The organism is Pseudomonas sp. 1 R 17 (genome assembly GCF_900067035.1).
GTDB classification, from domain to species: Bacteria; Pseudomonadota; Gammaproteobacteria; order Pseudomonadales; family Pseudomonadaceae; genus Aquipseudomonas; species Aquipseudomonas marginalis.
On the sequence record NZ_FKLB01000058.1, the window covers coordinates 220759 to 245481 of the forward strand.

21 protein-coding genes and 2 pseudogenes are annotated in these 24723 nt (G+C 62.0%); 11 read left to right on the plus strand and 12 right to left on the minus strand.

Features of this window, described 5'->3' with window-relative positions:
• Positions 1–169 precede the first annotated feature (169 nt).
• Both BFP99_RS21965 and BFP99_RS21970 read left to right on the plus strand, forming a co-directional pair.
• A complete protein-coding gene (locus BFP99_RS21965; RefSeq protein ID WP_065927180.1) occupies positions 170–1579 on the plus strand; it encodes an OprD family outer membrane porin in 1410 nt (469 codons plus the stop codon).
• A 69-nt stretch (positions 1580–1648) separates the two neighbouring features.
• Positions 1649–4279 (plus strand): annotated as a pseudogene (locus tag BFP99_RS21970) (glucosidase); the annotation flags it as partial.
• 112 nt (positions 4280–4391) lie between these two features.
• On the opposite strand, the gene BFP99_RS21975 reads toward BFP99_RS21970, so the two are convergent.
• Positions 4392–4706: an SCP2 sterol-binding domain-containing protein gene (locus tag BFP99_RS21975; protein WP_065927178.1), complete on the minus strand. Its 315-nt coding sequence runs from the start codon at positions 4704–4706 to the stop codon at positions 4392–4394.
• A gap of 56 nt (positions 4707–4762) precedes the next feature.
• Complete coding sequence (locus BFP99_RS21980) at positions 4763–5473, minus strand: histidine phosphatase family protein (protein ID WP_065948187.1); 711 nt, start codon at positions 5471–5473, stop codon at positions 4763–4765.
• A 195-nt stretch (positions 5474–5668) separates the two neighbouring features.
• On the opposite strand from BFP99_RS21980, the gene sohB reads away from it, so the two are divergent.
• The gene (gene sohB, locus BFP99_RS21985) at positions 5669–6694 is read left to right on the plus strand and encodes a protease SohB (protein WP_065927176.1); all 1026 of its coding nucleotides are present in this window, start codon (positions 5669–5671) and stop codon (positions 6692–6694) included.
• Positions 6695–7029: 335 nt separating this feature from the next.
• Here sohB and BFP99_RS21990 read toward each other — a convergent pair whose 3' ends face one another.
• The gene (locus BFP99_RS21990) at positions 7030–8538 is read right to left on the minus strand and encodes an MFS transporter (protein ID WP_065948188.1); all 1509 of its coding nucleotides are present in this window, start codon (positions 8536–8538) and stop codon (positions 7030–7032) included.
• A 150-nt stretch (positions 8539–8688) separates the two neighbouring features.
• On the opposite strand from BFP99_RS21990, the gene BFP99_RS21995 reads away from it, so the two are divergent.
• Complete coding sequence (locus tag BFP99_RS21995) at positions 8689–9585, plus strand: LysR substrate-binding domain-containing protein (protein ID WP_065948189.1); 897 nt, start codon at positions 8689–8691, stop codon at positions 9583–9585.
• On the opposite strand, the gene dhaL is transcribed toward BFP99_RS21995, so the two are convergent.
• The 7 genes from dhaL to BFP99_RS22030 form a co-directional block, all read right to left on the minus strand.
• Complete coding sequence (gene dhaL / locus BFP99_RS22000; protein ID WP_065927173.1) at positions 9542–10189, minus strand: dihydroxyacetone kinase subunit DhaL; 648 nt, start codon at positions 10187–10189, stop codon at positions 9542–9544. The two genes, BFP99_RS21995 and dhaL, sit on opposite strands and share 44 nt — an antisense overlap.
• Before the next feature lie 3 nt (positions 10190–10192).
• Positions 10193–11194, minus strand: coding sequence for a dihydroxyacetone kinase subunit DhaK (locus BFP99_RS22005; RefSeq protein ID WP_065948190.1), 1002 nt, complete (start codon positions 11192–11194; stop codon positions 10193–10195).
• A 143-nt stretch (positions 11195–11337) separates the two neighbouring features.
• Positions 11338–12453: an MDR/zinc-dependent alcohol dehydrogenase-like family protein gene (locus BFP99_RS22010; protein ID WP_065948191.1), complete on the minus strand. Its 1116-nt coding sequence runs from the start codon at positions 12451–12453 to the stop codon at positions 11338–11340.
• A 27-nt stretch (positions 12454–12480) separates the two neighbouring features.
• Complete coding sequence (locus tag BFP99_RS22015; protein ID WP_065927170.1) at positions 12481–13236, minus strand: SDR family oxidoreductase; 756 nt, start codon at positions 13234–13236, stop codon at positions 12481–12483.
• Positions 13237–13323: 87 nt separating this feature from the next.
• On the minus strand, positions 13324–14331 hold the full coding sequence (locus BFP99_RS22020; protein ID WP_027608639.1) for a substrate-binding domain-containing protein: 1008 nt from the start codon (positions 14329–14331) through the stop codon (positions 13324–13326).
• A 36-nt stretch (positions 14332–14367) separates the two neighbouring features.
• Positions 14368–15345 carry an ABC transporter permease gene (locus tag BFP99_RS22025; RefSeq protein ID WP_027608638.1) on the minus strand — a complete coding sequence of 326 codons (978 nt, stop codon included), beginning with the start codon at positions 15343–15345 and terminating at the stop codon, positions 14368–14370.
• Positions 15342–16829, minus strand: a complete 1488-nt coding sequence (locus tag BFP99_RS22030) for a sugar ABC transporter ATP-binding protein (protein ID WP_065948192.1) — start codon at positions 16827–16829, stop codon at positions 15342–15344. Before BFP99_RS22030 ends, BFP99_RS22025 begins: the two co-directional genes overlap by 4 nt.
• A gap of 282 nt (positions 16830–17111) precedes the next feature.
• Between BFP99_RS22030 and rpiB the strand changes: the two genes are divergently transcribed.
• The 3 genes from rpiB to BFP99_RS22045 all read left to right on the plus strand — a co-directional run bounded on the left by rpiB (position 17112) and on the right by BFP99_RS22045 (position 20730).
• Positions 17112–17573, plus strand: a complete 462-nt coding sequence (rpiB, locus tag BFP99_RS22035; RefSeq protein WP_016969738.1) for a ribose 5-phosphate isomerase B — start codon at positions 17112–17114, stop codon at positions 17571–17573.
• A gap of 63 nt (positions 17574–17636) precedes the next feature.
• Positions 17637–18617: a sugar-binding transcriptional regulator gene (locus tag BFP99_RS22040; RefSeq protein ID WP_027608636.1), complete on the plus strand. Its 981-nt coding sequence runs from the start codon at positions 17637–17639 to the stop codon at positions 18615–18617.
• A 544-nt stretch (positions 18618–19161) separates the two neighbouring features.
• Positions 19162–20730 (plus strand): TerC family protein, encoded by a 1569-nt coding sequence (locus tag BFP99_RS22045; RefSeq protein WP_027608635.1) that lies wholly within the window; start codon positions 19162–19164, stop codon positions 20728–20730.
• A 19-nt stretch (positions 20731–20749) separates the two neighbouring features.
• Here the strand turns inward: BFP99_RS22045 and BFP99_RS32360 are convergent.
• Both BFP99_RS32360 and BFP99_RS22050 read right to left on the minus strand, forming a co-directional pair.
• A pseudogene (locus BFP99_RS32360) lies at positions 20750–21040 on the minus strand (thioredoxin family protein); the annotation flags it as partial.
• Positions 21041–21115: 75 nt separating this feature from the next.
• Complete coding sequence (locus tag BFP99_RS22050; protein ID WP_065927168.1) at positions 21116–21364, minus strand: hypothetical protein; 249 nt, start codon at positions 21362–21364, stop codon at positions 21116–21118.
• 332 nt (positions 21365–21696) lie between these two features.
• On the opposite strand from BFP99_RS22050, the gene BFP99_RS22055 reads away from it, so the two are divergent.
• Genes BFP99_RS22055 through BFP99_RS22070 form a run of 4 tightly spaced genes read left to right on the plus strand, consistent with a single transcriptional unit; the run spans position 21697 to position 24713 of the window.
• Entirely contained in the window at positions 21697–22545 is an 849-nt protein-coding gene (locus BFP99_RS22055; protein ID WP_027608633.1) for a transporter substrate-binding domain-containing protein, read from the plus strand.
• 52 nt (positions 22546–22597) lie between these two features.
• On the plus strand, positions 22598–23260 hold the full coding sequence (locus BFP99_RS22060) for an amino acid ABC transporter permease (RefSeq protein ID WP_027608632.1): 663 nt from the start codon (positions 22598–22600) through the stop codon (positions 23258–23260).
• A gap of 11 nt (positions 23261–23271) precedes the next feature.
• Entirely contained in the window at positions 23272–23934 is a 663-nt protein-coding gene (locus BFP99_RS22065; RefSeq protein WP_065927167.1) for an amino acid ABC transporter permease, read from the plus strand.
• On the plus strand, positions 23931–24713 hold the full coding sequence (locus tag BFP99_RS22070) for an amino acid ABC transporter ATP-binding protein (protein ID WP_065948193.1): 783 nt from the start codon (positions 23931–23933) through the stop codon (positions 24711–24713). The genes BFP99_RS22065 and BFP99_RS22070 overlap by 4 nt, the downstream gene beginning before the upstream one ends.
• Positions 24714–24723: the final 10 nt, after the last annotated feature.

Here is a 24723-nt window from a genome sequence, read left to right on the forward strand (position 1 = left end):
GTGAATATGACAAAAAACGGCGGCAGGGAAATTTCATTTTCCAGGCCCTTTTCTAAAGAAAGCTTCACGAGGTCCGCCCTCGCCGGCATGAAAGAATCGTCACGTTTGCAGAGCCGACAGTGGGTTTGCACGCCAGACACGATAAAAAAACATTCAGGGGCCGCAGTTAATGAAAATTTCTACACTGGCGCTGTCGATCACCGCCGCCGTTCTTGCACAACAGGCTTACGCTGATGACTTCGGGCTCGGCTCGCTGGGCACAGGCAATGGCCACAGCGGCTTTCTCGAAGACAGCCATGCGTCCGTCAGTTCGCGGACCATGTACTACAGCGCAGATAACCGCTCGGGCACCAACAACGACTTGCGTGAAGCGGCCACCGCGCTGCGTTTCGACTACAAATCCGGCTTCACCCAAGGCACCGTTGGCCTGGGTTTCGACGTGATGGCCTTCGGCGCCCTGCGTCTGGACGGCGGCGATGGTCACACCGCAGGCCCGGGCCTGGCGGGTAATGGCAACAGCTTCTTCCCGACCAAAAACAACGGCACCGAGCCGGCCGATGCCTTCGGTCGCGCGGCCGGCAACGTGAAGTTCCGCATTTCCCAGACCGAGTTGCATGTCGGTGGTGGCCTGGCGCCGGTGTTGCCGATCCTGGTCTCCAACGACAGCCGCGTGGCGCCGCAAACCTTTGACGGCGGCATCCTCACCTCCAACGATATTCCCAACGTCACCTTCACCGGCGGCGAGCTGAACCGCGCCGAAGGCCGTGCCTCCAGCAACTCCACGGGCTTGAGCGTGGCCGGCGGTACGCGCGACAGCGACAGCTTCAAGTTCGGTGGGGTGGACTACAAGCCGTTTGGTTCGTCCGACAACGCGATCGCAAAAAACCTGACGTTGCAGTACTACTACGCCCAGTTGCAGGACTTCTACAAACAGAACTACGTCGGCCTGGTCCACGTGCTGCCCCTGGGCAACGACCAGTCGTTCAAGACCGACCTGCGTTACTTCGACAGCAGCAGCGACGGCAAGAATGGCGAGAGTGGCTACCAGTTCAACAACAACGGCGGCTACGCCAAGCACGCCAACGAAGTGGACAACAAAACCTACAGTGCCGCGTTCACCTACCAACTGGGCGGCAGCAGCCTGATGCTTGGCCACATTGGCGTGGGTGACGATGGTGGTTTTGTCTGGGTCAACCAGGGCAGCCTTGCCGATCCCCACGCCCAAGGCGCCGGCGGCAGCGACTTCTACCTGTTCACCGATGCGGTGGTGGGCCAGTTCTCCCGGGCGGGCGAGCAGGTCAACTTCGGGCAGTACGCGTATGACTTCAAGGCCTACGTGCCGGGCCTGAAAGCGTCCGTGGCCTACCTGGACGGTACGGATATCAAGTCGAAGGTCGCCGGTGGCCCTGACCAGAAAGAAAACGAAACCGACTTCCGCCTGGACTACGTGGTGCAGGCCGGTCCTCTGAAAGGCTTTGGTACCACCTTGCGTACCGGCACCTATCACGGCAAAAACACCGGCACCGCCGACCAGGACCAGACCCGCCTGATCTTCAACTACACCTACGCCATCTTCTAAGTCTTCATGTGCACCCGGGCGTCATTGGGCTCTACACTGCTCCTCACCTGGTAGGCGATGGAGGACCCGATGACGGCCACACCCGACACCCGAATACTGGACACGATCGAAGGCCAACGCCTGGCGACGCCGGAGGCCGAGCGTTGGCGCGAGTGGGGCCCCTATCTGAGCGAACGCCAATGGGGCACGGTGCGCGAAGACTACAGCGCCGACGGCGATGCCTGGGCTTACTTCCCCCATGAACATGCACGCAGCCGCGCCTACCGCTGGGGCGAGGATGGCCTGGCCGGCTTCAGCGACAAGGCGCAACGCTGGTGCCTGGGCCTGGCCCTGTGGAACGAGCGCGACGCGATCCTCAAGGAACGCCTGTTCGGCCTGAATAATGCCGAGGGTAATCACGGTGAAGATGTCAAGGAACTGTACTTTTTCGTCGACGGTGTGCCCAGTCATGCCTATATGCGCATGCTCTACAAATACCCCCATGCCGCCTTTCCCTACGCCGACCTGATCGGCGAAAACGCCCGCCGTGGGCTGGGCGATGCCGAGTACGAGATCCTCGATACCGGTGTGTTCGAAGACAACCGCTACTGCGACGTCAGCGTCGAATACGCCAAGCATCAGCCCGACGATATCTTCATGCGCGTCACCGTGCACAACCGCTCGCAACAGCCGACGCGCCTGCAGGTGCTGCCGCAGGTGTGGGCGCGCAATGACTGGAGCTGGACCTTTGATGCACCCAAGCCGCAGTTGAGGCTGGACGGCGAATACGTGCTGGCCCGTCATCATGAACTGCCCGATCGACATCTCAGCGCCTGGGGCCAGGAGGGCCTGGAATGGCTGTTCTGTGAGAACGAAAGCAACTTCCCGCTGCTCGACGGGCAACCGGCGCCGGGGCCTTTCAAGGACGGGATCAACGACTACGTGGTCGAAGGGCTGGACGCTGCGATTCGCCGCGACACCGGTACCAAGGTGGCCGCGCGCTTTATCCTTGAACTGGCGGGCCTGCAAAGCCAAAGCCTTTACCTGCGCTTTGCGCCCGTGGACGCGCCCGAGGTCAACGCGCGCAAACTGTTTGAACAGCGGCGCCAGGAGGCCGATGACTTCTACGCCGCCTTGCAGCAAGGCATCGCCGATGACGATGCGCGCAATGTGCAGCGCCAGGCCCTGGCCGGCTTGCTGTGGTCCAAGCAGCTCTACTATTTCGATGTGAACCAGTGGCTCGACGGCGACCCGGCCCAGCCCGCGCCACCGCCCGAGCGCCTGCATATCCGCAATACCCATTGGCGGCATCTGTCCAACTTCGACATCCTCTCCATGCCCGACACCTGGGAATACCCGTGGTACGCCTCTTGGGACCAGGGTTTCCAGGCGGTGGCGTTTGCCCTGATCGATCCGGGGTATGCCAAGCAACAGCTGTTGTTGCTGGTGAAGGACCGCTTCATGCACCCCAACGGCCAACTGCCGGCCTATGAATGGCGTTTCGACGACGCCAACCCACCGGTGCATGCCTGGGCCAGCTGGCGCGTGTACCAGCAGGACAAGGCGCTGACCGGTGTGGGCGACCTGGATTTCCTCGAGCGGATTTTCCACAAGCTGCTGCTGAATTTTTCCTGGTGGGTCAACCGCAAGGACGCTGAGGGTCGCAACCTGTTCCAGGGCGGCTTCCTGGGGCTGGACAATATCGCCTTGTTCGACCGCTCGGCCGCGTTGCCGCCGGGTTATCAGCTCGATCAGGCCGACGGCACCGCCTGGGTGGCGGCGTATGCGCTGGACTTGATGCGTATCGGCCTGGAGTTGGCCAAGCGCAATGCGGTGTATGTCGATATCGCGGTGAAGTTTTTCGAGCATTTCCTGTATATCGCCGGCGCCATCAACCGCGTCGACGACAGCGCCGAAGGCCTGTGGGACGAGCAGGACCTGTTCTTCTACGACGTACTGCACCGTCCCGATGGCCAGAACGAGCCGGTGCGGCTGCGCTCCATCGTCGGCCTGATGCCGTTGTTTGCCGTGCTGGTGCTGGAGCAACGCGAACACGAGGGGCTGGAAGGGTTGCGTGAACGGCTGTTGGGTTTCATGCATCACCGGCCGGACCTGGCCAAACTGGTGTCGCGCTGGAACGAACCGGGGCAGGGCAATCGCCTGTTGCTGGCGCTGTTGCGTGGCGAGCGCACCAAGGATTTGCTGCGGCGCATGCTCGATGACGACGAATTCCTCTCGGCCTTTGGCGTGCGCTCCCTGTCCAAGGCGTTCGCCGAGCAGCCACTGGCGCTGAAGATGAATGGCGACACCCTGTGCGCCCGTTACCAGCCGGGTGAATCCGACTCGCGCCTGTACGGCGGCAATTCCAACTGGCGCGGGCCCTTGTGGATGCCGGTGAACTACATGCTGATCGAATCGCTGCGCGAATTTCACCGCTACTACGCGGACAACTTCTCGGTGGAATACCCCACGGGCAGCGGGTATCTGGCATCCCTGGAGGACGTGGCCGACAGCCTCAGCCAGCGGATGACCCGCCTGTTTCTGCGGGATGAAAACGGTTCACGACCGTCGATGGCGGGGTATGCCCAGTTGGAGGCGGACCCGGCCAGTCGTGAGCTGGTGTTGTTCCATGAGTATTTCCATGGCGAGACGGGGCGGGGGTTGGGGGCTTCGCACCAGACCGGATGGAGTGCGTTGGTGGCGTTGCTGCTACAGCCCAAATGCGGGAGGGGGCTTGCCCCGATAGCGGTGGGTCAGTCAACTGATGACGCGACTGACAAACCGCCATCGGGATGTAAGCCCCCTCCCACAGGGATTCAGGGTTACCCGTGAATCAGGAAGGGAACAGTTCGCTCAGCTTCATGGCCAGCATCATGTCGCCTTCGGTGCGCAGCTTGCCGCCCATGAAGGCCTGCATGCCGTCGGTGGAACCGTCGACGATGCCCTCCAGGGTCTCGCTGTCCATGACCAGGGTCACTTGGGCGTCCGGGTTTTCGCCTTCCAGCAGTTCGCAGGTCTTGTCTTTGACTACCAGGGAAAAGTTCTTGGTGTCGTCGATACGGAAACCGAACACCAGGTCCAAGCCTTCGGCAGCGCTTGGGTTGAATTTGGCTTTCATTGCTTCTACGGCTTTAGCTACGTCAGTCATGGTTTCGATCCTTTTATGGTGAGTCCAGTGACCTTGGGGTCACGGTTGGCCGCACTTCATCGGAAGGTGATGAGTTGCGGCGCCTTCAACAGTTGCAAGTGGGTGTGACTGTTGAAGGAAGCCAGTGCCACCTCGCGACCGCGGAATTTCAGCTGGTTGAGCGAGGTGTTAACAATTTGCCAGTTCAGTTCGAAGGCCTGGGCGGCAGGCACCCGGGTAATCAGGTGGAGCAGGGCGGTGATGGTGCCGCCGGAGGTGAACACGGCGACCTTCTGCGTGTTGTCCGCCGCTTCCAGAATGCGTTGCAGGCCACCCTGGACGCGCTCGACGAACCCCAGCCAGCTTTCCAGCCCCGGGGGGTCATAGGTGCCGGCCAGCCAGCGCTCGATGATCAGGGCGAAGATGCGTTGGAACTCGCTGCGGTTTTGCGCGGCGTTGCGCAGGATGTCCAGGGCGTCGGGTTCGCTGCCGAGCAGGTCGGGGAGCAGGGCGCGGATGATTGCGTCGGCGTCGAATTCGTTGAAGGCGCTGTCGGTTTCCAATGCAGGCACCGGCAGGCCGAGGGTGCTGTATTGATCGAAGGCGGCAGTGGCGGTGTGCTGCTGGCGGCGCAGGTCGCCGGCGATGCAGCGGTCGAACACCAGGCCCATATCCGCCAGGTGGCGGCCGAGCACTTGCGCTTGTTCCACGCCGACGGGCGACAGCACGTCATAGTCGTCTGCACCGAAGGAGGCCTGGCCATGTCGAATCAAATAGATGCTGCCCACGTCCGTTTTCCCGGTACGTTGAAAGTCTGGCGAGGTTATGAGGATGCCAGGGTGCTGTCAATGAAAAAACATACGCTTGTTTTAAAAGCTCGTTGGAGCGCGTTCCTGCTGGCGGTTTGAGCACTGGCCGCCCGGCGATCCCGTCGGTATGCTTGGGCAATCCGCGCCTGGCGCCGTGCATTGTTAAGGAGACACATGGATTTTTTGGCTGAATACGCGAGCTTTCTGGCGAAGACTGTCACCCTGGTGGTCGCTATTCTGGTGGTCTTGATCAGCTTCGCGGCACTGCGCAGTAAAGGGCGTCGCAAAGCCGCCGGCCAACTGCAAGTCAGCAAGCTCAATGACTTCTATAAAGGCCTGCGTGAGCGCCTGGAGTCGAGCCTGCTCGACAAGGAGCAGCTCAAGGCCCTGCGCAAGTCCGAAAGCAAAGCCGAAAAGAAGAACGGCAAGAAGAAACCCGAGGTCAAGCCACGGGTGTTCGTGCTGGATTTCGACGGTGACATCAAGGCCTCGGCCACCGAGAGCCTGCGCCATGAAATCACCGCGCTGCTGAGCCTGGCCACGCCCAAGGACGAAGTGGTGCTGCGCCTGGAAAGCGGCGGCGGCATGGTCCACAGCTACGGCCTGGCGTCGTCGCAACTGGCGCGTATCCGCCAGGCGGGCGTGCCGTTGACCGTGTGCATCGACAAGGTCGCGGCCAGCGGCGGCTACATGATGGCGTGCATCGGCGAGAAGATCATCAGCGCACCGTTTGCCATCCTCGGCTCCATTGGCGTGGTGGCGCAGTTACCCAACGTCAACCGCCTGCTGAAAAAGCACGACATCGACTTTGAAGTACTGACCGCCGGCGAGTACAAGCGCACCCTCACGGTGTTTGGCGAAAACACCGAGAAAGGCCGCGAGAAGTTCCAGGAAGACCTGGACATCACCCATCAGCTGTTCAAGAACTTCGTCTCGCGTTATCGCCCACAGCTGGCGATTGATGACGTAGCGACCGGAGAGGTGTGGCTGGGTGTTGCCGCGCTGGATAAGCAACTGGTCGACGAACTGCAAACCAGCGACGAATACCTGGCCACCAAGGCCAAGACCGCCGAAGTGTTCCACCTGCACTATGCCGAGCGTAAAAGCCTGCAGGAACGGGTGGGCCTGGCGGCCAGCGGCTCGGTCGACCGGGTGCTGCTGACCTGGTGGAGTCGCCTGACCCAGCAACGCTTCTGGTAAGGCCCTTTGGGGGATAGCTAATACCTGTGGGAGGGGGCTTGCCCCGATGGCGGTGGGTCAGTCACAGTTGCATTTCTGACACACCCTCATAGGGGCATAGGTATCTACACAACGTTGGCTCAACGCTGAACGCACGGCGGATAGGGCTGTTGTGGTGAGCGGGCTTGTCCCGCGTTGGGCTGCGAAGCAGCCCCAAAACATAGTCCCGGAGCTGCCTGGCACACTGCAGCGCTCTTATTGGGGCTGCTGCGCAGCCCAACGCGGGGCAAGCCCGCTCGCCACAGTTACAGTGTTCCTCCTTAACTGACTGGTATTAGGGCAAGCCCCCTCCCACATTAGTTCGGTGTGGGAGGGGGCTTGCGCATCAGCCTCCCCACCACCAGCGCTCCGAGCAATCCCAGCACACCCGCCACCCACAATACGTAACTGAATCCACCCACAAACGCCTGCTGCGCCAGCGGTTGCACCATCGCCCGTGCCGGCTCGGGCAACAAGCCCATTGCCGCCGGCATATCCCCGGCCACCACCCGTGAAGCAATCCCCGCCACCTGCGCCTGCCATTGCGTGTCGATACGTGCGCGCAACACGTGCTCGCTGTGGCTGCTCAGCAGTGCGCCATACACGCCAATCGCCAACATGATCGCGCTGAACCGCATGGTGGTGCTCATGCCCGACGCCATCCCCGCACGGTCCCGTGGCACGCAGGCCATGATGTTTTTTTGCGTATCACCATTGAGCAAACCGGCACCGGCACCGGTGACGGCAATCGCCAGGGCGAAGGGCAGGTAGCCGCCGATATTCACCGCCCAGGCACTTAGCAGGTTGCCGCAGCCCACCAGGGTCAACCCGGTTGCCATCATCGTTGCCGGTGCGAAGCGCCCCGCCAGCCGCGCGCCGATCCGGGGACAGACCAGCATGGTCAGGGCGAACGGCAGCATGCCCAGGCCCGAGGCAATCGCGGAGAAGCCCAGGCCGTTCTGCAGATAGAACGGCAGCAGCGTCATCATCACTTGGGCACAGCCGGCGTAGGCAAACATCCCGAGCAAGGCGCCGATAAAACGCGGGTGGCGAAACAGTTGCAGGTCCACCATGGGCCGCCGCTGCACACGTTCGACCCCTACAAATACACCCAGCAACACCGCACCGCCGATCAGGCGTGCATAGGTCAGCGGGTTATCCCAGCCGATACGGTTGACCTCGATCAGGCCCCAAATCAGGCACAACAGGCTCGCGCTGAAGGCCAGGCTGCCCCACGGGTCGAGGCGGGCGGATTGGCTATCGCGGGATTCCGCAATGGCGTGCAGCACCAGGCTCATCAGCGCCAGGCCCACGGGCAGGTTGAGGTAGAAAATCCAGCGCCAGCCCAGGTACTCGGTGATCAAGCCGCCCAGGGTCGGCGCGGCCGTCATCGCCACGCCCATGCAGGCGCCCCAGAACGCCCAGGCCTTGGCCCGCTCGACTTCATCGTGGAAGGTGTGGCCAATGGAGGCCAGGGCTGACGTGAGCAATAACGCTGCACCGACGCCCTTGACCGCGCGGGCGATATCCAGCCACAACGCACTCGGCGCCGCCCCGCAGCCAACGGAGGCGAGGATAAAAATACTCAGGCCCCAGACCAGGGATTTTTTGCGCCCGAACCGATCGGCAAGGCTCCCGGCCGGTAGCAGCAAGGCGGCAAACGCCAGCATGTAGGCGCTGACCACCCATTCGATATCGGCAAAGTTCGCCCCCAGGTCGCGAGCGATGCTCGGCAGGGTCACGGCGACGATATTGGTGTCGAGCACGATCAGCGAGCAGACGCCGGACGCGGTCAGCAACGTCAGGCGCGGGTTGACCCGGCTCATGATTGGATTACCTTACAGGCAATAGGGCAAATGCAGTTGATGGGCATCGCAAGGGCGCTCCAATGGTGAGGTGCTTCGAGCTTATCCCTGGCCACTGCTGGTATTGTTAGCCGCTGTGGAGCACTTCATTACCTTTGAGCTAACCCTGTTATGGATATCCGCCATTTTCGCTACTTCCTCGCCGTGGCCCGGCAGCGCAACTTCACCCGTGCCGCCGAGCAATTGGGCATTGCGCCACCGACCCTGAGCCGGCAGATCCAGGACATGGAAACCAGCCTGGGCACGCGCTTGTTTATCCGCCGGCAACGCGAAGTCAGCCTCACCGAAGCCGGCGCCGCCTTGCTGGTCGAGGCCGAAGCCACCGTGCGCCAGTTTGAATTCGCCCAACGCCATGCCCAGCGTGCCGGGCGTGGCGAGATCGGCCATATCGAATTGGGTTACGTGGCTTCGGCGCTGTACGCCGGGCTGTTGCAGCGGCAGATGCGTGCGTTCGGCCAGGCATTTCCCGACGTCAGCGTGACGGTGCGCGAATGCGCCATGGCCACGCTGCCGAGTGCGGTGGCGGACGGGCGCTATGACATCGGCTACATCCGCTCGCCGATGACCTTGCCCGAGGGGGTGGAGGCGGTGCGCCTGGACGGCGAAGGTTTTGTCCTGGCGCTGCCCCAGGATTCCTGGCTGTTGGGGCTCGCGGCCATAGGCTGCGAACACCTGCAAAACGAGACATTTATCCTGCCGGAGCAAATCAGCGGCACCCTGCATGTCGCCGCGCAAGGCGGTTATGCTCCGCGCCTGGGGCCACAGCCGGGCGGGCTGGTCGCGGTAGTGGCGCTGGTGTCGATGGGGCAGGGCGTGGCGGTGGTGCCCGCGTCAATGGTCGGGCATGTGCAGTTGCCGGGCGTGGTGTACCGCAGCATTCAGGGCTACGATGCATCCTCGTGGCTGTCGCTGATTCACCGGCGCTTCGAGAAAGCGCCGGCGGTGGCGCGGTATATCCAGCAGGTCAAGCACTCAGGCGCGGCTGCACCGAATCCGCCAGGCGCGTAAGGATCAGGCAGCACGACACCGCCCCCGCATCCAGCACGCCGAGTGAGCGCTCGCCCAGGCGACTGGCGCGGCCGATCTTCGCCACCAGGTCCTTGGTGGAGTCGCGCCCCTGGGAGGCGGCGGTTTTCATCGCCTCCAGTGCATCACTGAAGGACGCCCCCGAGGCGTGCGCGCGCTCGAAGGCTTCCACCGCCGGGATCAATGTGTCCATCAGGCACTTGTCGCCCACGCCCGCTTCGGTGATGTCCTGCAACGAGGTCAGGCCGCCGCGCAACAGGTGGGCGAAGGTGGCCGCGTCGATGTCGTCACGGCCACGCACTTCGTCGGCCATGCCGATAAACAGGCTGCCATACAACGGCCCCATGGAGCCGCCGATGCCTTCCATCAGGCTCAGGGTCAGTTCATCCAGGGCTTCGGCGAGGGTCAGTTGGCGACCTTCGATCGTGCGCCCGCAATGGGCGAAGCCCTTGGCCATGTTGATGCCATGGTCGCCGTCGCCAATCGCGCCGTCGACTTCGCTGAGGTATTCACGGTTGGCCACGATCACGCTGACCAGGTCGGTGACGATGGCGCTGCCGTGGTGGCTGGAAAAATGCTGGCTCATGGTTCAGTCCGCCTGGGTCATGCCGATGGAGCGGCAGGGTTGGTCGATCAGGGTTTTCAGCTCGGCGTCGAGGCCGAGCAGGGTCAGGGTCACGCCCATCATTTCCAGGGAGGTGAAGTAGTTGCCGACGTAGCAGCGGTGAATCTTCAAGCCCTTGGCCTTGAGTTGGCGTTCGACCTCGGCATAGAAAATATACAGCTCCATCACCGGCGTGGCGCCAAGACCGGAGACCAGCACCACCACGCTGTCATCCTGGCTGAAGTCGCGGTCGGCGAGGATCGGCGCGAGCATGCGCTCGGCCATGGCGGCGGCGGATTCGATCGGGATGACCTCAATGCCTGGTTCGCCGTGATGGCCGATGCCCAGTTCCATCTGGCCGTCGGGGATCTGGAAGTTGGGCTTGCCCACGGCGGCAATGGTGCAGGGCGTGAGGCCGATGCCAATCGAGCGGCACTGGTCGACGGTTTTCTGCGCGACGCGAATCACGCCGTCGAGGTCGTAGTGCTGGGCGGCTGCGGCACCGCCGATCTTCCACATGAAGATTTCCCCGGCCACGCCTCGACGTTTGGCGATCTCGGCCTTGGGCGCGGAGGCCACGTCGTCGTTGGCGACCACGGTGCGGATGCGCATGTCTTTGCTGGCGGCCATTTTCATCGCCAGCTTCACGTTCATATTGTCGCCGGCATAGTTGCCGTACAGGCAGGCCACGCCGGCGCCATGGTCGGCAGCGCGGAAGGCGTCGAAAAAGCTCTTGGCGGTGGGCGAGGAGAAAATCTCGCCGACGGCCACCGCGTCGACCAGGCCGGGGCCGACATAGCCGAGAAAGGCCGGCTCATGGCCGGAGCCGCCCCCCGTGACAATGCCGACACGCCCTGGCCCGGAAGGCCTGGCCTTGACGATCACCCGTGGGTTGCTTTCGTACTGGCGCAGTTCGGGGTGCGCGACCAGGATGCCGCGCAGCATGTCCTCGACCACTTGGTCCGGATCGTTGATGACTCGATTCATAACGCGGGTTCCTGTGTTCTTTTTGTAGGAGCGAGCTTACTCGCGAAAAGCGTGAAGACACCGCGTTTATCCAGAAGCCCCGCGTTATCATTGTCGACCTTCGCGAGCAAGCTCGGCTCCTGCAGTAAAGCGGTTGTGTGTTCCTAGGGTTCGAGTACAACCTTGAGCGACTTGTCGCCACGTTCCATCACCGCAAACGCTTCCTTGAAGTCCGCCAGGGCGAACTTGTGGGTGACTACATCGCGCATATCGATCTTGCGGTTGCCGATAAAGTCGATGGCCCGCGGGTACATGTACGGCCCCAGGTGCGAGCCGAGGATGTCCAGTTCCTTGCGGTCGCCGATGATCGACCAGTCCACCGTGGCCTCGTCGTTGAATACGCTGAACTCCACGAAGCGCCCCAGCTTGCGCAGCATCGCCAGGCCCTGGTTCACCGCCTTGTGGTGCCCGGTGGCCTCGATATAGATGTCGCAGCCATAGCCGTCGGTGATCGCGCGGATGTTGGCCAGTACGTCCACTTCGGCCGGGTTCCACACTTCGTCGGCGCCCATGCGCAGGGCGAGGGCGGCGCGTTCGGGTTTCATGTCGAGCACGATGAGTTTTTTCGGGTTGCGCAAACGCACGGCGCCGATGATGCCCAGGCCCAGGGTGCCGGCGCCGGCGACCACCACAATGTCGTCATGGTCGACGTTGGCGCGTTCCGCCGCATGCAGTGAGCAGGCCAGGGGTTCGATCAGGATCGCTTCGTCGGGGGCGATGGATTCCGGCACTTTGTGAATGATGCCTTCCTTGGTGAAGATCATGTACTGGGCCATGGCACCCTGCACATTGTTCTGGAAACCATAGAGGTCGTGTTTCTGGCACATCCAGTACTGGCCGTGGTTGCAGAAGCGACAGCCCCAGCACGGCACGATCTGCTCCGAGATCACCCGGTCACCGACCTTCACGCCGCGCTTTTCCGCGCCCGGGCCCAGGGCCACCACGCGACACACGAACTCATGGCCGGGGATCATCGGCGGCTTGACGTAGCGCGGTTGCTCGGCATCGCCCCAGAACGACGGCGCGCCGCGATAGGTCTTGATGTCGCCCATGCAAATGCCGCACAACTCGACCTTGGTGAGGATCTCATCGGGGCCGGGCGTGGGTACGTCGACGGTTTCCAGGCGATAGTCTTCCGGGCCGTGGCAAACCACGGCCTGCATGGTTTTCGGGATGGCCGGCGAGAGTTGTTCGGGTGTGCGTTCGGTGACAGTGGACATGACAAAACCTCACGACAGATAAATGAATTACTGAATGCTGTAGCCGCCGTCGATCACCAGGTTGGCGCCGGTGATCATCTGCGCGGCATCGCTGAGCAGGTACAGCGCCAGCCCGGCGATTTCCTCCGGCTGCGCAAAGCGGCCCGCCGGGATCTGCAATTTGGCCCGTTCGCCGACTTCACCGGCCCAGGCCTTCTTGCCCAGCGCGGTCTCGACGATGGTGGGGGAAATGGCGTTGACATTGATGTGCGGCGCCCATTCCATGGCCAATACCTTGGTCATGCCGACGATGGCCGCCTTGCTGGCGCAGTAGGCGACGTGGCGGTCGAGGCCGATCACCGCGGCCTGGGACGCGAGGTTGACGATGCGCCCGCTGCCCTGGGCGAGCATGTGCCGGGCGCAGGCCTGGGCCACGAAAAAGCTGGCCTTGAGGTTGATGTCCAAGGTGGTGTCCCAGGCGCTTTCGCTGACATCGACGGCCTTGTCCAGCAGGGCCACGCCGGCGCTGTTGATCAGGTAATCCAGGCGTTGGAAGTGTGCGAAGACCTGGTCGATGGTGTGTTGCACCTGGTTGATCTGGCTGAGGTCGACGGCAATGCCCAGATGCCCGGCACCCAGGCCCGCTGCCACTTCAACCACCGCCGGGTCGCGGTCGAGCAAAGCCACGCGGGCGCCGCGCTCCACCAGCAGGCTGGCACAGGCCAGGCCGATACCGGCGGCGCCGCCGGTGATCACCGCGCAACGGCCGTTGAGGTCGAAGGCTTGGTTCCAGAATCCAGACATGCATGACTCCTCTTTCAATAACGATCGAGATCCAATGTGGGAGGGGGCAAGCTCTCTCCCACACTTGACTGTATTTCAAGCCAATGACTACTTACCGCCACTGACTTGTTTGTACAGCGCATCGGCGTTGGCGTTAGTCACGGGCACCCACGGCAGGATGTAGGTCTTGGCCGTGCCATCGCCCCATTTCACGTCCTTGGCATAGCGCTCCCAGATCACCGACTGCGGCTTGTAGTCCTTGCCGGCGAGTGCGCGCAACGCCACGTCCAGTGCGCCCTGGGACTGGGCCTGGGCGTCCTGGAGGAAGGTGGTGACTTCGTCTTTCTTCGCCGCCTGGATCGCGTCCGGCATGCCGTCGATGGACGTGACGGGCACATCCTTGGAGGTCAGGCCGTGGGATTTGAGGGCCTGCACGGCGCCGAGGGCCATGTCGTCGTTCTGCGCGATCACGCCGTTGATGCCTTTGGGGTGGGCGTTCAACCAGTCTTCGGTCAGCGCCAGGGCCTGGGCGCGGTCCCAATTGGCGGTCTTTTTCTCGATGATCTTGATGCCAGGGTGCTTGCCCAGCACTTCCAGCTCGCCTTTTTCGCGGTCGATCTGCGCCGACTGGCCAATCGGGCCCTGGATGATCACTACGTTGCCCTTGCCGTTGAGCTTGTCGACCATGGCCTGGGCCTGCAGGCGGCCGCCTTCCACATCATCGTTACCGACGTAGGGCACCGAGGCGTCGGCGACCTTGGTGTTGGAGGCGATAACCACCACGTCGTTGCTCATGGCTTGCTTGACGGTGCCGACGCCGGCCTTGGTGTCGATCGGCACGAACAGGATCGCGTCGTAGCGCTGGGTCACCATGTTTTCGATCTGATTGTTCTGGGTCAGGGCGTCGTAGTTGCCGTCGAACACCGTCAACTGCACGGTGCCGTCCTTGACCGCCGGGTGCTCCTTGAGCTCGCGGACCCAGTTCTGCATGAACTGGCCCTTGAGGCCATAGACGGCCGCGCCGACCTTGTAGGTCTTGCCATCGGCGGCCATTGCGATACTGCCGGCGAGCAGGGAGAGAGCCGCCGCGGCGGCCAGGGTGGTACCAAGTTTCATGGGGGGAACTCCGGTTATTGTTGTAGTGGTCGTTCTCTAGCGTTTTTTCTTGCGCCACACGTCGATCAGTACTGCAAACACGATGATCAGGCCCTTGGCGACCTGCTGGTAATAGGAGGACACGCCGAGCAGGTTCAGGCCGTTGTTGATCACGCCGATCAACAACGCGCCGAACAGCGTGCCGACAATGCTGCCGGTGCCGCCCGACAGGCTGGTGCCGCCGATGACCACGGCGGCAATCGCGTCCAGCTCATAGGACACCCCGGCCTGGGGCAGGGCGGAGGTGGTGCGTGCCGACAACACCACGCCCGCCAACCCGGCGAGCAGGCCGGACACCACGTACACCGAAAACATCACCTTGCGCACGCCGATCCCGGAGGTGCGCGCGCTTTTTTCATTGCCGCCCACCGCGTACACATAGCGGCCGTAGGTGGTGTAGCGCAGCACCATCCAGAAGATCAGCGCGACCACGGCGAAGATGATGATCGGCACGCCAATCGGGCCGATCTTGCCGATGCCCAGGGCCAGGTAGGCGTCGGGCAGGTCGGTGATCGGGCTGCCGTCGTTGAGGATGAAGGTCATGCCGCGGGCAATGCTGAGCATGCCGAGAGTGGCCACGAACGGCGGGATCGACAGGTTGGCGACCATAAAGCCGTTGACCACGCCGAGCATCGCCCCGGCAAACATCCCCGCACTCACCGCCGCCAGCAGCCCGTAGCCCTGGGTCGCGACCATGGCGCTGCACAATCCGGCAAAGGCCAGGATCGAGCCGACGGAAAGGTCGATGCCCTTGGTCAGGATCACGTAGGTCATGCCCACCGCGAGGATGCCGTTGATGGAGGTCTGGCGCAGGATGTCCATCCAGTTGCGCCAGGTCATGAAGTACTCGCTGGAAAACGCCATCACCACGCACAGCAGGATAAACACCAGCGGCAGGCCGAAACGGTCTAGGGACAGGCGCAGGCGGTTGCGTGGCGCTGTGGTGATGGGGGCGGCAATGGTTTTGGCATTCATGAGGCAAGACTCAACAGGGCTTCCTGGGAAAGGGCGGTGTCGGTGCTGATGGTCACCAGGCGGCCGCCCTTGAAGACGGCGATGCGGTCACTCAGGTGCAACAGTTCCGGGGCTTCCGACGACACCACGATGGCGGCGCCACCGGCGCGCACGAATTGATCCAGCAGGTGGTAGATCTCCTGCTTGGCGCCCTCATCGATACCCCGTGTCGGCTCATCGCACAGCAGGCACACCGGTTCGGTCGACAGGCATTTGGCGAGCACCACTTTCTGTTGGTTGCCGCCGCTCATGGACGCCACCGGCAGTTCCAGTGAGGTGGTTTTGATCTGCAGGCGCTTGACCATGTCCTGGGCCAGTTGGGTTTCCTTGCGCGCATTGATCAGCGACCAGCTCGACAGGCGCTTGTAGGCCGACAGCGCAATGTTGGAAAGAATGCTGCCGGTAAGCACCAGGCCGCTGTCCTTGCGGTCTTCGGTGACCAGCGACATGCCGGCATTGATGGTCGCCTTGGGCAGGCCCACGGGCATGGGCTTGCCTTGCAGGGTGACGCTGCCGGAGTCCGCCACGGTCAGGCCATAGATGCAGTTGAGGAATTCACTGCGCCCCGAGCCCATCAGGCCGTAGATGCCGAGGATTTCACCCTGGCGCAGTTGCAGGCTGATGTCGTGGAACTCACCGGCGCGGCTGAGGTTGTCGACTTGCAGGCAGGTGTCGGCGGCGCATTCGCGGCCGACCTTGTGGTCGATGCGGGTCAGTTCCTGGCCAACGATGCCGCGCACCAGGTGGTCGCGGTCGATATCGGCCATGCGTCCGCTTTCCACAAAGGCGCCGTCGCGGAAGATGCTGTAGTCATCGGCGATCTGCGCCAGTTCGCTCAAGCGGTGCGATACATAGACGATGCCGGCGCCCCGCGCGGTGAGGCGGCGAATCGCCTTGAACAGGGTTTCGGCTTCGCGCTCGCCAATGGCCGACGTTGGCTCGTCCATGATCATCACCTGGCAGTCATGGCTGAACGCCTTGGCGATTTCCACCAGCTGGATCTGCGCCACGCTCAGGCGGTGCATGGGGCTGCTGGCGTCGACATCGAATTCAAGGCTTTCCAGCAGCTCGCGGGTGCGGCGGTTCAAGGCCTTGTTGTCGACGATGCAGCCGGCGCGGCGCGGTTCGCGGCCCAGCCAGATGTTTTCGGCGACGGTCATGTAGGGGATCGGTTCCAGTTCCTGGGTGATCATCGCGATCCCCGCCGCGAGGGCTTCGCTGGGGCGATTGAACTGTACGGCGGTGCCGTTGAGCAGAATGCTGCCGGCATCACGCGGGGTGATGCCCATCAGGATGCTCAGGAAAGTCGACTTGCCTGCGCCATTGCCGCCGCACAGGGCGTGGACGCTGCCGGCCCGCAGAGAGAGGTGCCCGTCACGCAGGGCAGGGATCCCGGCGTAAGCCTTGGCGACGTGTTCAGCCTGGAGCAGTAATGGCGTGGCCATCGGCGTGTCCTCGTGCTGTGAATTCTTATTAGGTCGCACAGTCATGTTTCGCTGTGATCATATGTGTATCAAATGAAATTCTGATCAGTCAATCTCTTTCATGTAAATGCTGCGATTCTGATCTTTTTCGCCAATTACCCTTTTTTAGAGCGCTTTGACTGGCAAGTCAGTTAAATCCTGCTTGACAGGAGAGGGTTACGCCTGCGAAATGAATGATAGAAATTTCATTGAGTGATCAGTTGATCAGTCGTAAGCACCCTCACGGCAGCGGAGCCAGACACCATGAACACACCTTTCCCGGTGGCTATCGGATGCGATGAAGCGGGTTTTGAGCTCAAGGAGCTGTTAAAGCGCCATATCGAGGCGCTGGGCTATCCGGTGACCGACTTCGGCACCCATTCCACCGCGCCGGTGTTGTACCCGGACATCGCCCTGGCCGTGGCCACCGCCATCAACGCCGGGCAGCAGCGCCTGGGCGTGCTGGTGTGCGGCACGGGGATCGGCATGGCGATCTCGGCCAACAAGGTGCTCGGGATTCGTGCGGCCCAGGCCCATGACACGTACTCGGCAGAGCGGGCGCGCAAGAGCAACGATGCGCAGATCCTCTCTATCGGCGCGCGGGTGATCGGCGCCGAACTGGCGAAAAGCATCGTCAAGTCGTTCCTGGAGTCGGAGTTCGAGGCGGCACGTTCCGGGGCCAAGGTCGAGCGCATCAATGCGATCGAGCGCGATGGGCATCAATAGTGGACGTAGCAGGGCAAGAGTCGGGAGAATGCGCCTTTGACGCCGAAACGGAAGCCCGTCCCCATGAGTGACAGTACCCAGCGCATGGCCAGCGATATTGATCAGATGACTGAAGTGGCGATGCTCTATTACCTCGAGAACGTCACTCAGGAAGCCATCGCCAAGCGCTTCGACCTGTCCCGGGCCAAAGTCAGCCGATTGCTCAAGCGCGCGCGGGATGAAGGTATTGTCGAGGTGCGCGTCTTGCAGCATCCGGCGATGAACAACGAGCTGGAACAGGCCTTGGTGGCGCGCTTCAAGCTGGATCGCGCGTTGATCGCGGTGGACCACAGCGACCCCGATACCCAGCGCTCGGCGGTCGCCAGCCTGGTGGCCAACTACCTGAACAAGACCTTGAGTGACGGCATGATCGTCGCCGTGGGCATGGGCCGCAACGTCGGCGCCGTGGCCGATAACGTGTTCCTGCCGGTGACGCGCAACTGCACATTTGTCTGCGCCATTGGCGGTTCGCTCAAGGCCGGCGAATACATGAACCCCGATCACATCTGCCGGCGCCTGGCCCTGCGCTTTGGCGGCGAGAGTGAAAGCCTGTACGCCCCGGCCCTGGTGGCCAACCCGGAGTTGCGCGGGGTGTTGATCAACAACGACACGGTGCGCTCGACCCTCGACCGTGCGCGGCGGGCTGACATGGCGCTGATCGGCATCGGCGACATGAGCGAAAACAGCAATATGGTGCGCATGGGCTGGTTCTCGCCCCAGGAGATCGCCCAGGCACGCTTGTCCGGCACCGTGGGCGACATGATGGGCTATGACTTCATCGACATCCATGGCCAGCCGGCGGTCAACGCGATCCAGGGGCGAGTGATCGGGTTGACGGTGCAGGAGTTGTTTCGCATCCCGGACGTGGTGGCGATTGCCAGCGAGAACACCAAGGCGGCGGCGACGTTGGGGGCGTTGCGGTCGGGGGTGATCAATACGTTGGCGACGACGGTGACGAATGCCCACACCATCCTGGCGCTGGACGATGCAACCCGTAAAACCTGACACGCCCTCGTCGGGGCATGGGTATCTACACAACGTTGGCTCAACGCCGGACGCCCGGCAGACAGGGCTGTTGTGGTGAGCGGGCTTGTCGAATCGTCGCACCGCCCGCGCCGGGCTGCGAAGCAGCCCCAGTAAAGAAGTACGCGGTGTATCAGGCACTCTGTAGAGGCTGGTTTTGGGGCTGCTTCGCAGCCCAGCGCGGGGCAAGCCCGCTCACCACAGAGATTTGGCAGGATCTGAAAATACTCATGCTCATCGGGGGCAAGCCGTCTCCCACATGATTTTGTGTGGGGTTCGAAGACAGGTTTTGTAATAGTTTTGCGTTGCAGGAAATTTGTATTTCGCCTGTAGGATTCAAGTCCTTTTGTTATTTCAGGACCTGCATGAACATCCTCTCGGAGCCTCCCAGTCGTCTTTCCCCAAGACATCCGCCGCCGCTGTTCCCGCTGAAACACCCCGTATCCCGACTGCCAGCCGTGTCCCGGTCCACTGACCGCGCCTTGCCGTGCCCGGCATTCTGAAACCTGTAGAGAGACTTGTATAAATGGAATGGTTAGCGGATCCAACGGCCTGGCTCGGCCTGTTGACCTTGATTGTGCTGGAACTGGTGCTGGGCATCGACAACCTGGTGTTTATTGCGATCCTGGCGGATAAGCTGCCGCCGGAGCAGCGCGACCGAGCGCGCTTGATCGGTTTGTCCCTGGCGTTGCTGATGCGCCTGGGCTTGCTGGCGAGTATTTCCTGGTTGGTAACCCTGACCCAGCCGCTGTTCGAGGTGTTCGACAAGAGCTTCTCCGGCCGTGACCTGATCATGCTGTTCGGCGGTGTGTTCCTGTTGTTCAAGGCCACCATGGAACTGCATGAACGCCTGGAAGGCCATGTGGCCCAGCGCACCGGCAACGTGGCATACGCGATGTTCTGGCCGATTGTGGCGCAGATCGTGGTGCTCGACGCGGTGTTCTCCCTGGATGCGGTGATCACGGCCGTGGGCATGGTGGATGAGCTGGCGGTGATGATGATCGCCGTGATCATTTCCATCGGCCTGATGATCGTCGCGAGCAAGCCGCTTACACGCTTCGTCAACGCCCACCCGACGGTGATCATGCTGTGCCTGGGCTTCCTGATGATGATCGGTTTTGCCCTGACCGCTGAAGGCCTGGGTTTCCATATTCCCAAGGGCTACCTGTACGCGGCGATTGGTTTCTCGATCCTGATCGAGGTGTTCAACCAGATTGCCCGCGCGCGTCGCAAGAAGTCGGCCCAGGGCGTGTTGCCGGTGCGTGAGCGCACGGCCCATGCGGTGATGCGCTTGCTCGGCGGTCGCAGCCTGGCGGTGGAGGAGGTGGGGGAAGAGGTGGCTGACCTGTTGGGCGAGACGGATGCCGCCCAGGGGCCGCTGTTCGACCGACGCGAGCGGGTGATGATCAGCGGTGTGCTGCAACTGGCCGAGAGGCCGATTCGCAGCTTGATGACGCCGCGGGCCAACGTCGACTTTATCGACCTGGCGGACGACCCCGACACGATTCGCCTGAAGCTGATGCATTCGTCCTATTCGCGCCTGCCGTTGATCCGCAATGGCGCGGTGGATGAACCGTTGGGCTTTGTGCATAAGAAGGAATTGCTCAAGGAGTACCTGGCCGGCAACGAGCCGAACCTGGAGCACCTCGCACGCCGGGCGATCAACCTGCTGGAGAGCTTTTCGATCCTCAACGCCCTGGAACAGATGCGCCAGGAATCCACCCATATCGCCTTCGTGATCAACGAATTCGGTGACTTCATGGGCGTATTGAGCATGACCGACATTCTTGAATCCATTGCCGGTGAGTTGCCGGACGCCAGTGAGATCGAAGGGCCGGATATTGTCGAGGAGGGCGCGGGCTTCCGTGCCAATGGCGCCCTCAACCTCACCCAGATTCGTCAGCGTACCGGCTTCAAGGCCGTCGCGACCGAGGACTACCAGACCCTGGCCGGCCTGGTGATGAGCCTGCTCGACCGCCTGCCTGTGGTGGGCGATAGCCTGGAGCATGAGGGCTGGCGCCTGACGGTGGCGGCGGTAGAGGAGCGGCGGGTGACGCAGGTGTTATTGCAGCCTTGCGGCGTGCATAACGCCTGAAGGTGTCCTCCACAAACTGCGCTTGCTGCTCCTCGGGTCCGAAACCCTTGAATGTTTCCATCAAGGTGCCGTTCTGGAAGATCAGCAGCGTCGGGGTGCCTGTAACCTGCGGGTGCCTCGGCGTTTTCGCGCAATCGAGCACCAGGCTCACTACTGATCGGTACTGGGCGGCAATCTGCTCAAACAGCGGCCCGGCTACCCCGCAGGCCGGGCAGTGAGCTGAGATGAACAGCATGAACACCGGGCGCGAACTGCTCAGCACGCGCCGGTAGTCGTCGGTAGTGGCAATGGTTGCAGTGGCAATCCCCATGATGATCTCCCTTTGGACCGTGCAGGTTTTTTACCAACGCTAGGCCCGGGGACCGTCACCGTCTACTGTCAACCTTCACAGGTCTGCCTCACGCTCCACCCGTTCCCGGGCCTTGCGCGCCTGGTTTGCGCACTTGCGGTATTCCTCATTGTCCCGGGAGGCCTTGGCCCGGCGGTAGTCGTGGTGGTTCTGGCTGGTGTAGTTGGTGTCGAAGGCTTCCTTGAGCCTGCGCAGTTCTTCCTTGCAGTCGCGGCGGTCGTTGCTGGCCGACGCGTTGCCGGCTGCCAGCAAGGTGAGCATCACCAGGGTAAGGCATGACTTCATCAGGGCAGGGTCCTTGTCGGCAGGGATGTGCCAAGGCTAGTCCAGCGTGGGGATTTTTCCACGCTGCGCGCGCACTGCAACGGTGCGCGGTAACGCTGTCGCAGTGCGTCCAAAGGGACCTGTCACCGCCATATGGGGCCCTGGGTAGCAAAGTGATTGCAGATGCTGGCGTAGCGCCTTGTCTCCCCGAAATATTTATCTATCTGATTTAAAAAGCCTTTATTGCAGGCATGTTTTTCTTTGAGGGCGTGTGGCACACTTTCTGCTGTCTATTCCGTTGTTACATACTATGTTCCGGTATAGCGGAATACACAACTCCTGGAGTGCTTGTCATGCATCACCGACCTTCCGTGTTCAAAGCGTGTGTTTTTCTCTTCGCCGCATCGGCTTCCCTCGCAGGCATCGTGCAGGCGGCGGACAGCAAGCTCGATGATGTGCTCAAGCGTGGGCACCTGATCGTGGGTACAGGCAGTACCAATGCGCCGTGGCACTTCCAGGGAGCGGATGGCAAGTTGCAGGGGTTTGATATCGACATCGGCCGTATTGTGGCCAAGGGCTTGTTCAACGACCCGAGCAAGGTCGAGTTTGTGGTGCAGTCGTCCGACGCACGCATTCCCAACCTGCTGACCGACAAGGTCGACATGAGCTGCCAGTTCATCACCGTCACCGCCAGCCGTGCCCAGCAAGTGGCGTTCACGCTGCCGTACTACCGCGAAGGCGTGGGCCTGCTGCTGCCGAACAACAGCAAGTACAAGGAAATCGAAGACCTGCAGGCGGCGGGCGATGGCGTCACCGTGGCGGTGCTGCAGAACGTGTATGCCGAAGAACTGGTGCACCAGGCGCTGCCCAAGGCCAAGGTCGACCAATACGACAGCGTCGACCTGATGTACCAGGCGGTGAACTCCGGTCGCGCCGATGCCGCCGCCACCGACCAGTCCTCGGTCAAGTACCTGATGGTGCAGAACCCTGGCCGCTACCGCAGCCCGGCCTATGCCTGGAGCCCGCAGACCTACGCGTGTGCGGTCAAGCGTGGCGACCAGGACTGGCTGAACTTCGTCAACACCGCGTTGCATGAAGCCATGACCGGTGTGGAATTCCCCACCTACAAGGCGTCGTTCAAGCAGTGGTTCGGTGTGGACCTGCCGGAACCTGCCATCGGCTTCCCCGTCGAGTTCAAGTGATTCGTGAAAACCGGGGCGCCGCCAACGGCGCCCCCATCAGGTACTGCTGACCATGAACTATCAGTTGAACTTTGCCGCCGTGTGGCGCGATTTCGACACCTTGCTGGCGGGGCTCGGCCTGGGCCTGCAACTGGCATTGCTGTCGATCGCCATCGGCTGCGTGATCGGCCTGTTGATGGCGTTTGCCATGCTGTCCAGACATCGTGCGTTGCGAATCCTGGCCTCGGTGTATGTGACGGTGATCCGCAATACGCCGATCCTGGTGCTGATCCTGTTGATCTACTTCGCCTTGCCCAGCCTGGGTATCCGCCTGGACAAGATCCCGTCGTTCATCATCACCCTGTCGCTGTACGCCGGTGCCTACCTGACCGAAGTGTTCCGCGCCGGGCTGTTGAATATTCCCAAGGGCTTGCGTGAAGCCGGACTGGCCATCGGCCTCGGCGAATGGCGGATCCGCGCCTATATCACCGTGCCAGTGATGCTGCGCAACGTACTGCCCGCGCTGTCGAACAACTTCATTTCGCTGTTCAAGGACACTTCCCTGGCCGCCGCCATCGCAGTGCCCGAGCTGACCTATTACGCCCGCAAGATCAACGTCGAAAGCTACCGGGTGATTGAAACCTGGCTGGTCACGACCGCGCTCTACGTGGCGGCCTGTTACCTCATTGCCATGCTGCTCCGTTACCTGGAGCAGCGTCTGGCGATCCGTCGTTAAGGAGGGTGTCCATGTACGAGTCCCCCAGCTGGCTGCATGAGTTGTGGATCGCCCGGGATACGCTCTGGGCGGGGTTTCAGGCCAGTGTCGCGGTGTCGGCACTGGCGATTGTCTTTGGCACGCTGATCGGTATCGTCGCCGGGTTGATCCTGACCTACGGCAAATTCTGGATGCGCGCACCGTTTCGCCTGTATGTCGACCTGATCCGTGGCACGCCGGTGTTTGTGCTGGTGTTGGCGTGTTTCTACATGCTGCCGGCGCTCGGCTGGAAAATCACCGCGTTCCAGGCCGGCGCCGTCGGGCTCACGCTGTTTTGCGGCTCCCACGTGTCGGAAATCGTGCGCGGTGCACTGCAAGCCATTCCCCGTGGGCAGTTGGAAGCAGGCAAGGCGATTGGCCTGACATTCCGGCAGTCCCTGGCCTACGTGCTGCTGCCCCAGGCGCTGCGACAGATCCTGCCGACCTGGGTCAACTCCTCGACGGAAATCGTCAAGGCCTCGACCTTGCTCTCGGTGATCGGCGTGGCTGAATTGCTGCTGAGTACCCAGCAGGTGATCGCACGTACCTTCATGACCCTGGAGTTCTACCTGTTCGCCGGTTTTCTGTTCTTTGTCATCAACTACGCCATCGAGTTATTCGGGCGCTACATTGAAAAACGGGTGGCCTTGCCATGAACCAACCTCAAATAACCGAGCCGCTGCTGGACATCCGCGGCCTGCGTAAACAATACGGCGAGGTCGAAGTGCTCAAGGGCGTCGACCTGTCCATGGCGCGCGGCAACGTGGTGACGTTGATCGGCTCCAGCGGCTCGGGCAAGACCACCTTGCTGCGTTGCGTCAACCTGCTCGAAGAGTTCCAGGGTGGGCAGATCACCCTGGATGGCGAGTCCATTGGCTACAGCGACATCGGCGGCAAGCGCGTGCGTCACCCCGAACGCGTGATCGCCCAGCACCGGGCGATGACCGGCATGGCGTTCCAGCAGTTCAACCTGTTTCCCCATCTGAGCGCGTTGCAGAACGTCACCCTCGGCCTGTTGAAAGTTAAGAAAATGCCTAAGGACGAGGCGGTGGCACTCGCGGAAAAATGGTTGGACCGTGTAGGACTTCTGCAGCGCCGCGATCACTTCCCCGGCCAGCTGTCCGGCGGCCAGCAACAGCGTGTGGCGATAGCCCGTGCCATTGCCATGAACCCGAGCCTGATGCTCTTCGACGAAGTCACTTCGGCCCTCGACCCGGAATTGGTGGGCGAGGTGCTCAGTGTGATCAAGGGCCTGGCGGAAGAGGGCATGACCATGTTGCTGGTCACCCACGAAATGCGCTTTGCCTATGAAGTCTCGGACAAGATCGTCTTCATGAACCAGGGCCGGATTGAAGAGCAGGGCTTGTCGAAGGACATCTTCGAGCGGCCGCAATCGCCGCGCCTGGCGGAATTTCTCAAGAACATTCGTTTTTAATCAGGAGCAT

Excerpts from the sequence above, each read along its gene's own strand:
- BFP99_RS21965 (WP_065927180.1), top strand. The coding sequence starts at position 170 with ATGAAAATTTCTACACTGGCGCTGTCGATCACCGCCGCCGTTCTTGCA.
- BFP99_RS21975 (WP_065927178.1), bottom strand. The coding sequence starts at position 4,706 with ATGACTGACGTAGCTAAAGCCGTAGAAGCAATGAAAGCCAAATTCAAC.
- sohB (WP_065927176.1), top strand. The coding sequence starts at position 5,669 with ATGGATTTTTTGGCTGAATACGCGAGCTTTCTGGCGAAGACTGTCACC.
- BFP99_RS21990 (WP_065948188.1), bottom strand. The coding sequence starts at position 8,538 with ATGAGCCGGGTCAACCCGCGCCTGACGTTGCTGACCGCGTCCGGCGTC.
- BFP99_RS21995 (WP_065948189.1), top strand. The coding sequence starts at position 8,689 with ATGGATATCCGCCATTTTCGCTACTTCCTCGCCGTGGCCCGGCAGCGC.
- dhaL (WP_065927173.1), bottom strand. The coding sequence starts at position 10,189 with ATGAGCCAGCATTTTTCCAGCCACCACGGCAGCGCCATCGTCACCGAC.
- BFP99_RS22005 (WP_065948190.1), bottom strand. The coding sequence starts at position 11,194 with ATGAATCGAGTCATCAACGATCCGGACCAAGTGGTCGAGGACATGCTG.
- BFP99_RS22010 (WP_065948191.1), bottom strand. The coding sequence starts at position 12,453 with ATGTCCACTGTCACCGAACGCACACCCGAACAACTCTCGCCGGCCATC.
- BFP99_RS22015 (WP_065927170.1), bottom strand. The coding sequence starts at position 13,236 with ATGTCTGGATTCTGGAACCAAGCCTTCGACCTCAACGGCCGTTGCGCG.
- BFP99_RS22020 (WP_027608639.1), bottom strand. The coding sequence starts at position 14,331 with ATGAAACTTGGTACCACCCTGGCCGCCGCGGCGGCTCTCTCCCTGCTC.
- BFP99_RS22025 (WP_027608638.1), bottom strand. The coding sequence starts at position 15,345 with ATGAATGCCAAAACCATTGCCGCCCCCATCACCACAGCGCCACGCAAC.
- BFP99_RS22030 (WP_065948192.1), bottom strand. The coding sequence starts at position 16,829 with ATGGCCACGCCATTACTGCTCCAGGCTGAACACGTCGCCAAGGCTTAC.
- rpiB (WP_016969738.1), top strand. The coding sequence starts at position 17,112 with ATGAACACACCTTTCCCGGTGGCTATCGGATGCGATGAAGCGGGTTTT.
- BFP99_RS22040 (WP_027608636.1), top strand. The coding sequence starts at position 17,637 with ATGAGTGACAGTACCCAGCGCATGGCCAGCGATATTGATCAGATGACT.
- BFP99_RS22045 (WP_027608635.1), top strand. The coding sequence starts at position 19,162 with ATGGAATGGTTAGCGGATCCAACGGCCTGGCTCGGCCTGTTGACCTTG.
- BFP99_RS22050 (WP_065927168.1), bottom strand. The coding sequence starts at position 21,364 with ATGAAGTCATGCCTTACCCTGGTGATGCTCACCTTGCTGGCAGCCGGC.
- BFP99_RS22055 (WP_027608633.1), top strand. The coding sequence starts at position 21,697 with ATGCATCACCGACCTTCCGTGTTCAAAGCGTGTGTTTTTCTCTTCGCC.
- BFP99_RS22060 (WP_027608632.1), top strand. The coding sequence starts at position 22,598 with ATGAACTATCAGTTGAACTTTGCCGCCGTGTGGCGCGATTTCGACACC.
- BFP99_RS22065 (WP_065927167.1), top strand. The coding sequence starts at position 23,272 with ATGTACGAGTCCCCCAGCTGGCTGCATGAGTTGTGGATCGCCCGGGAT.
- BFP99_RS22070 (WP_065948193.1), top strand. The coding sequence starts at position 23,931 with ATGAACCAACCTCAAATAACCGAGCCGCTGCTGGACATCCGCGGCCTG.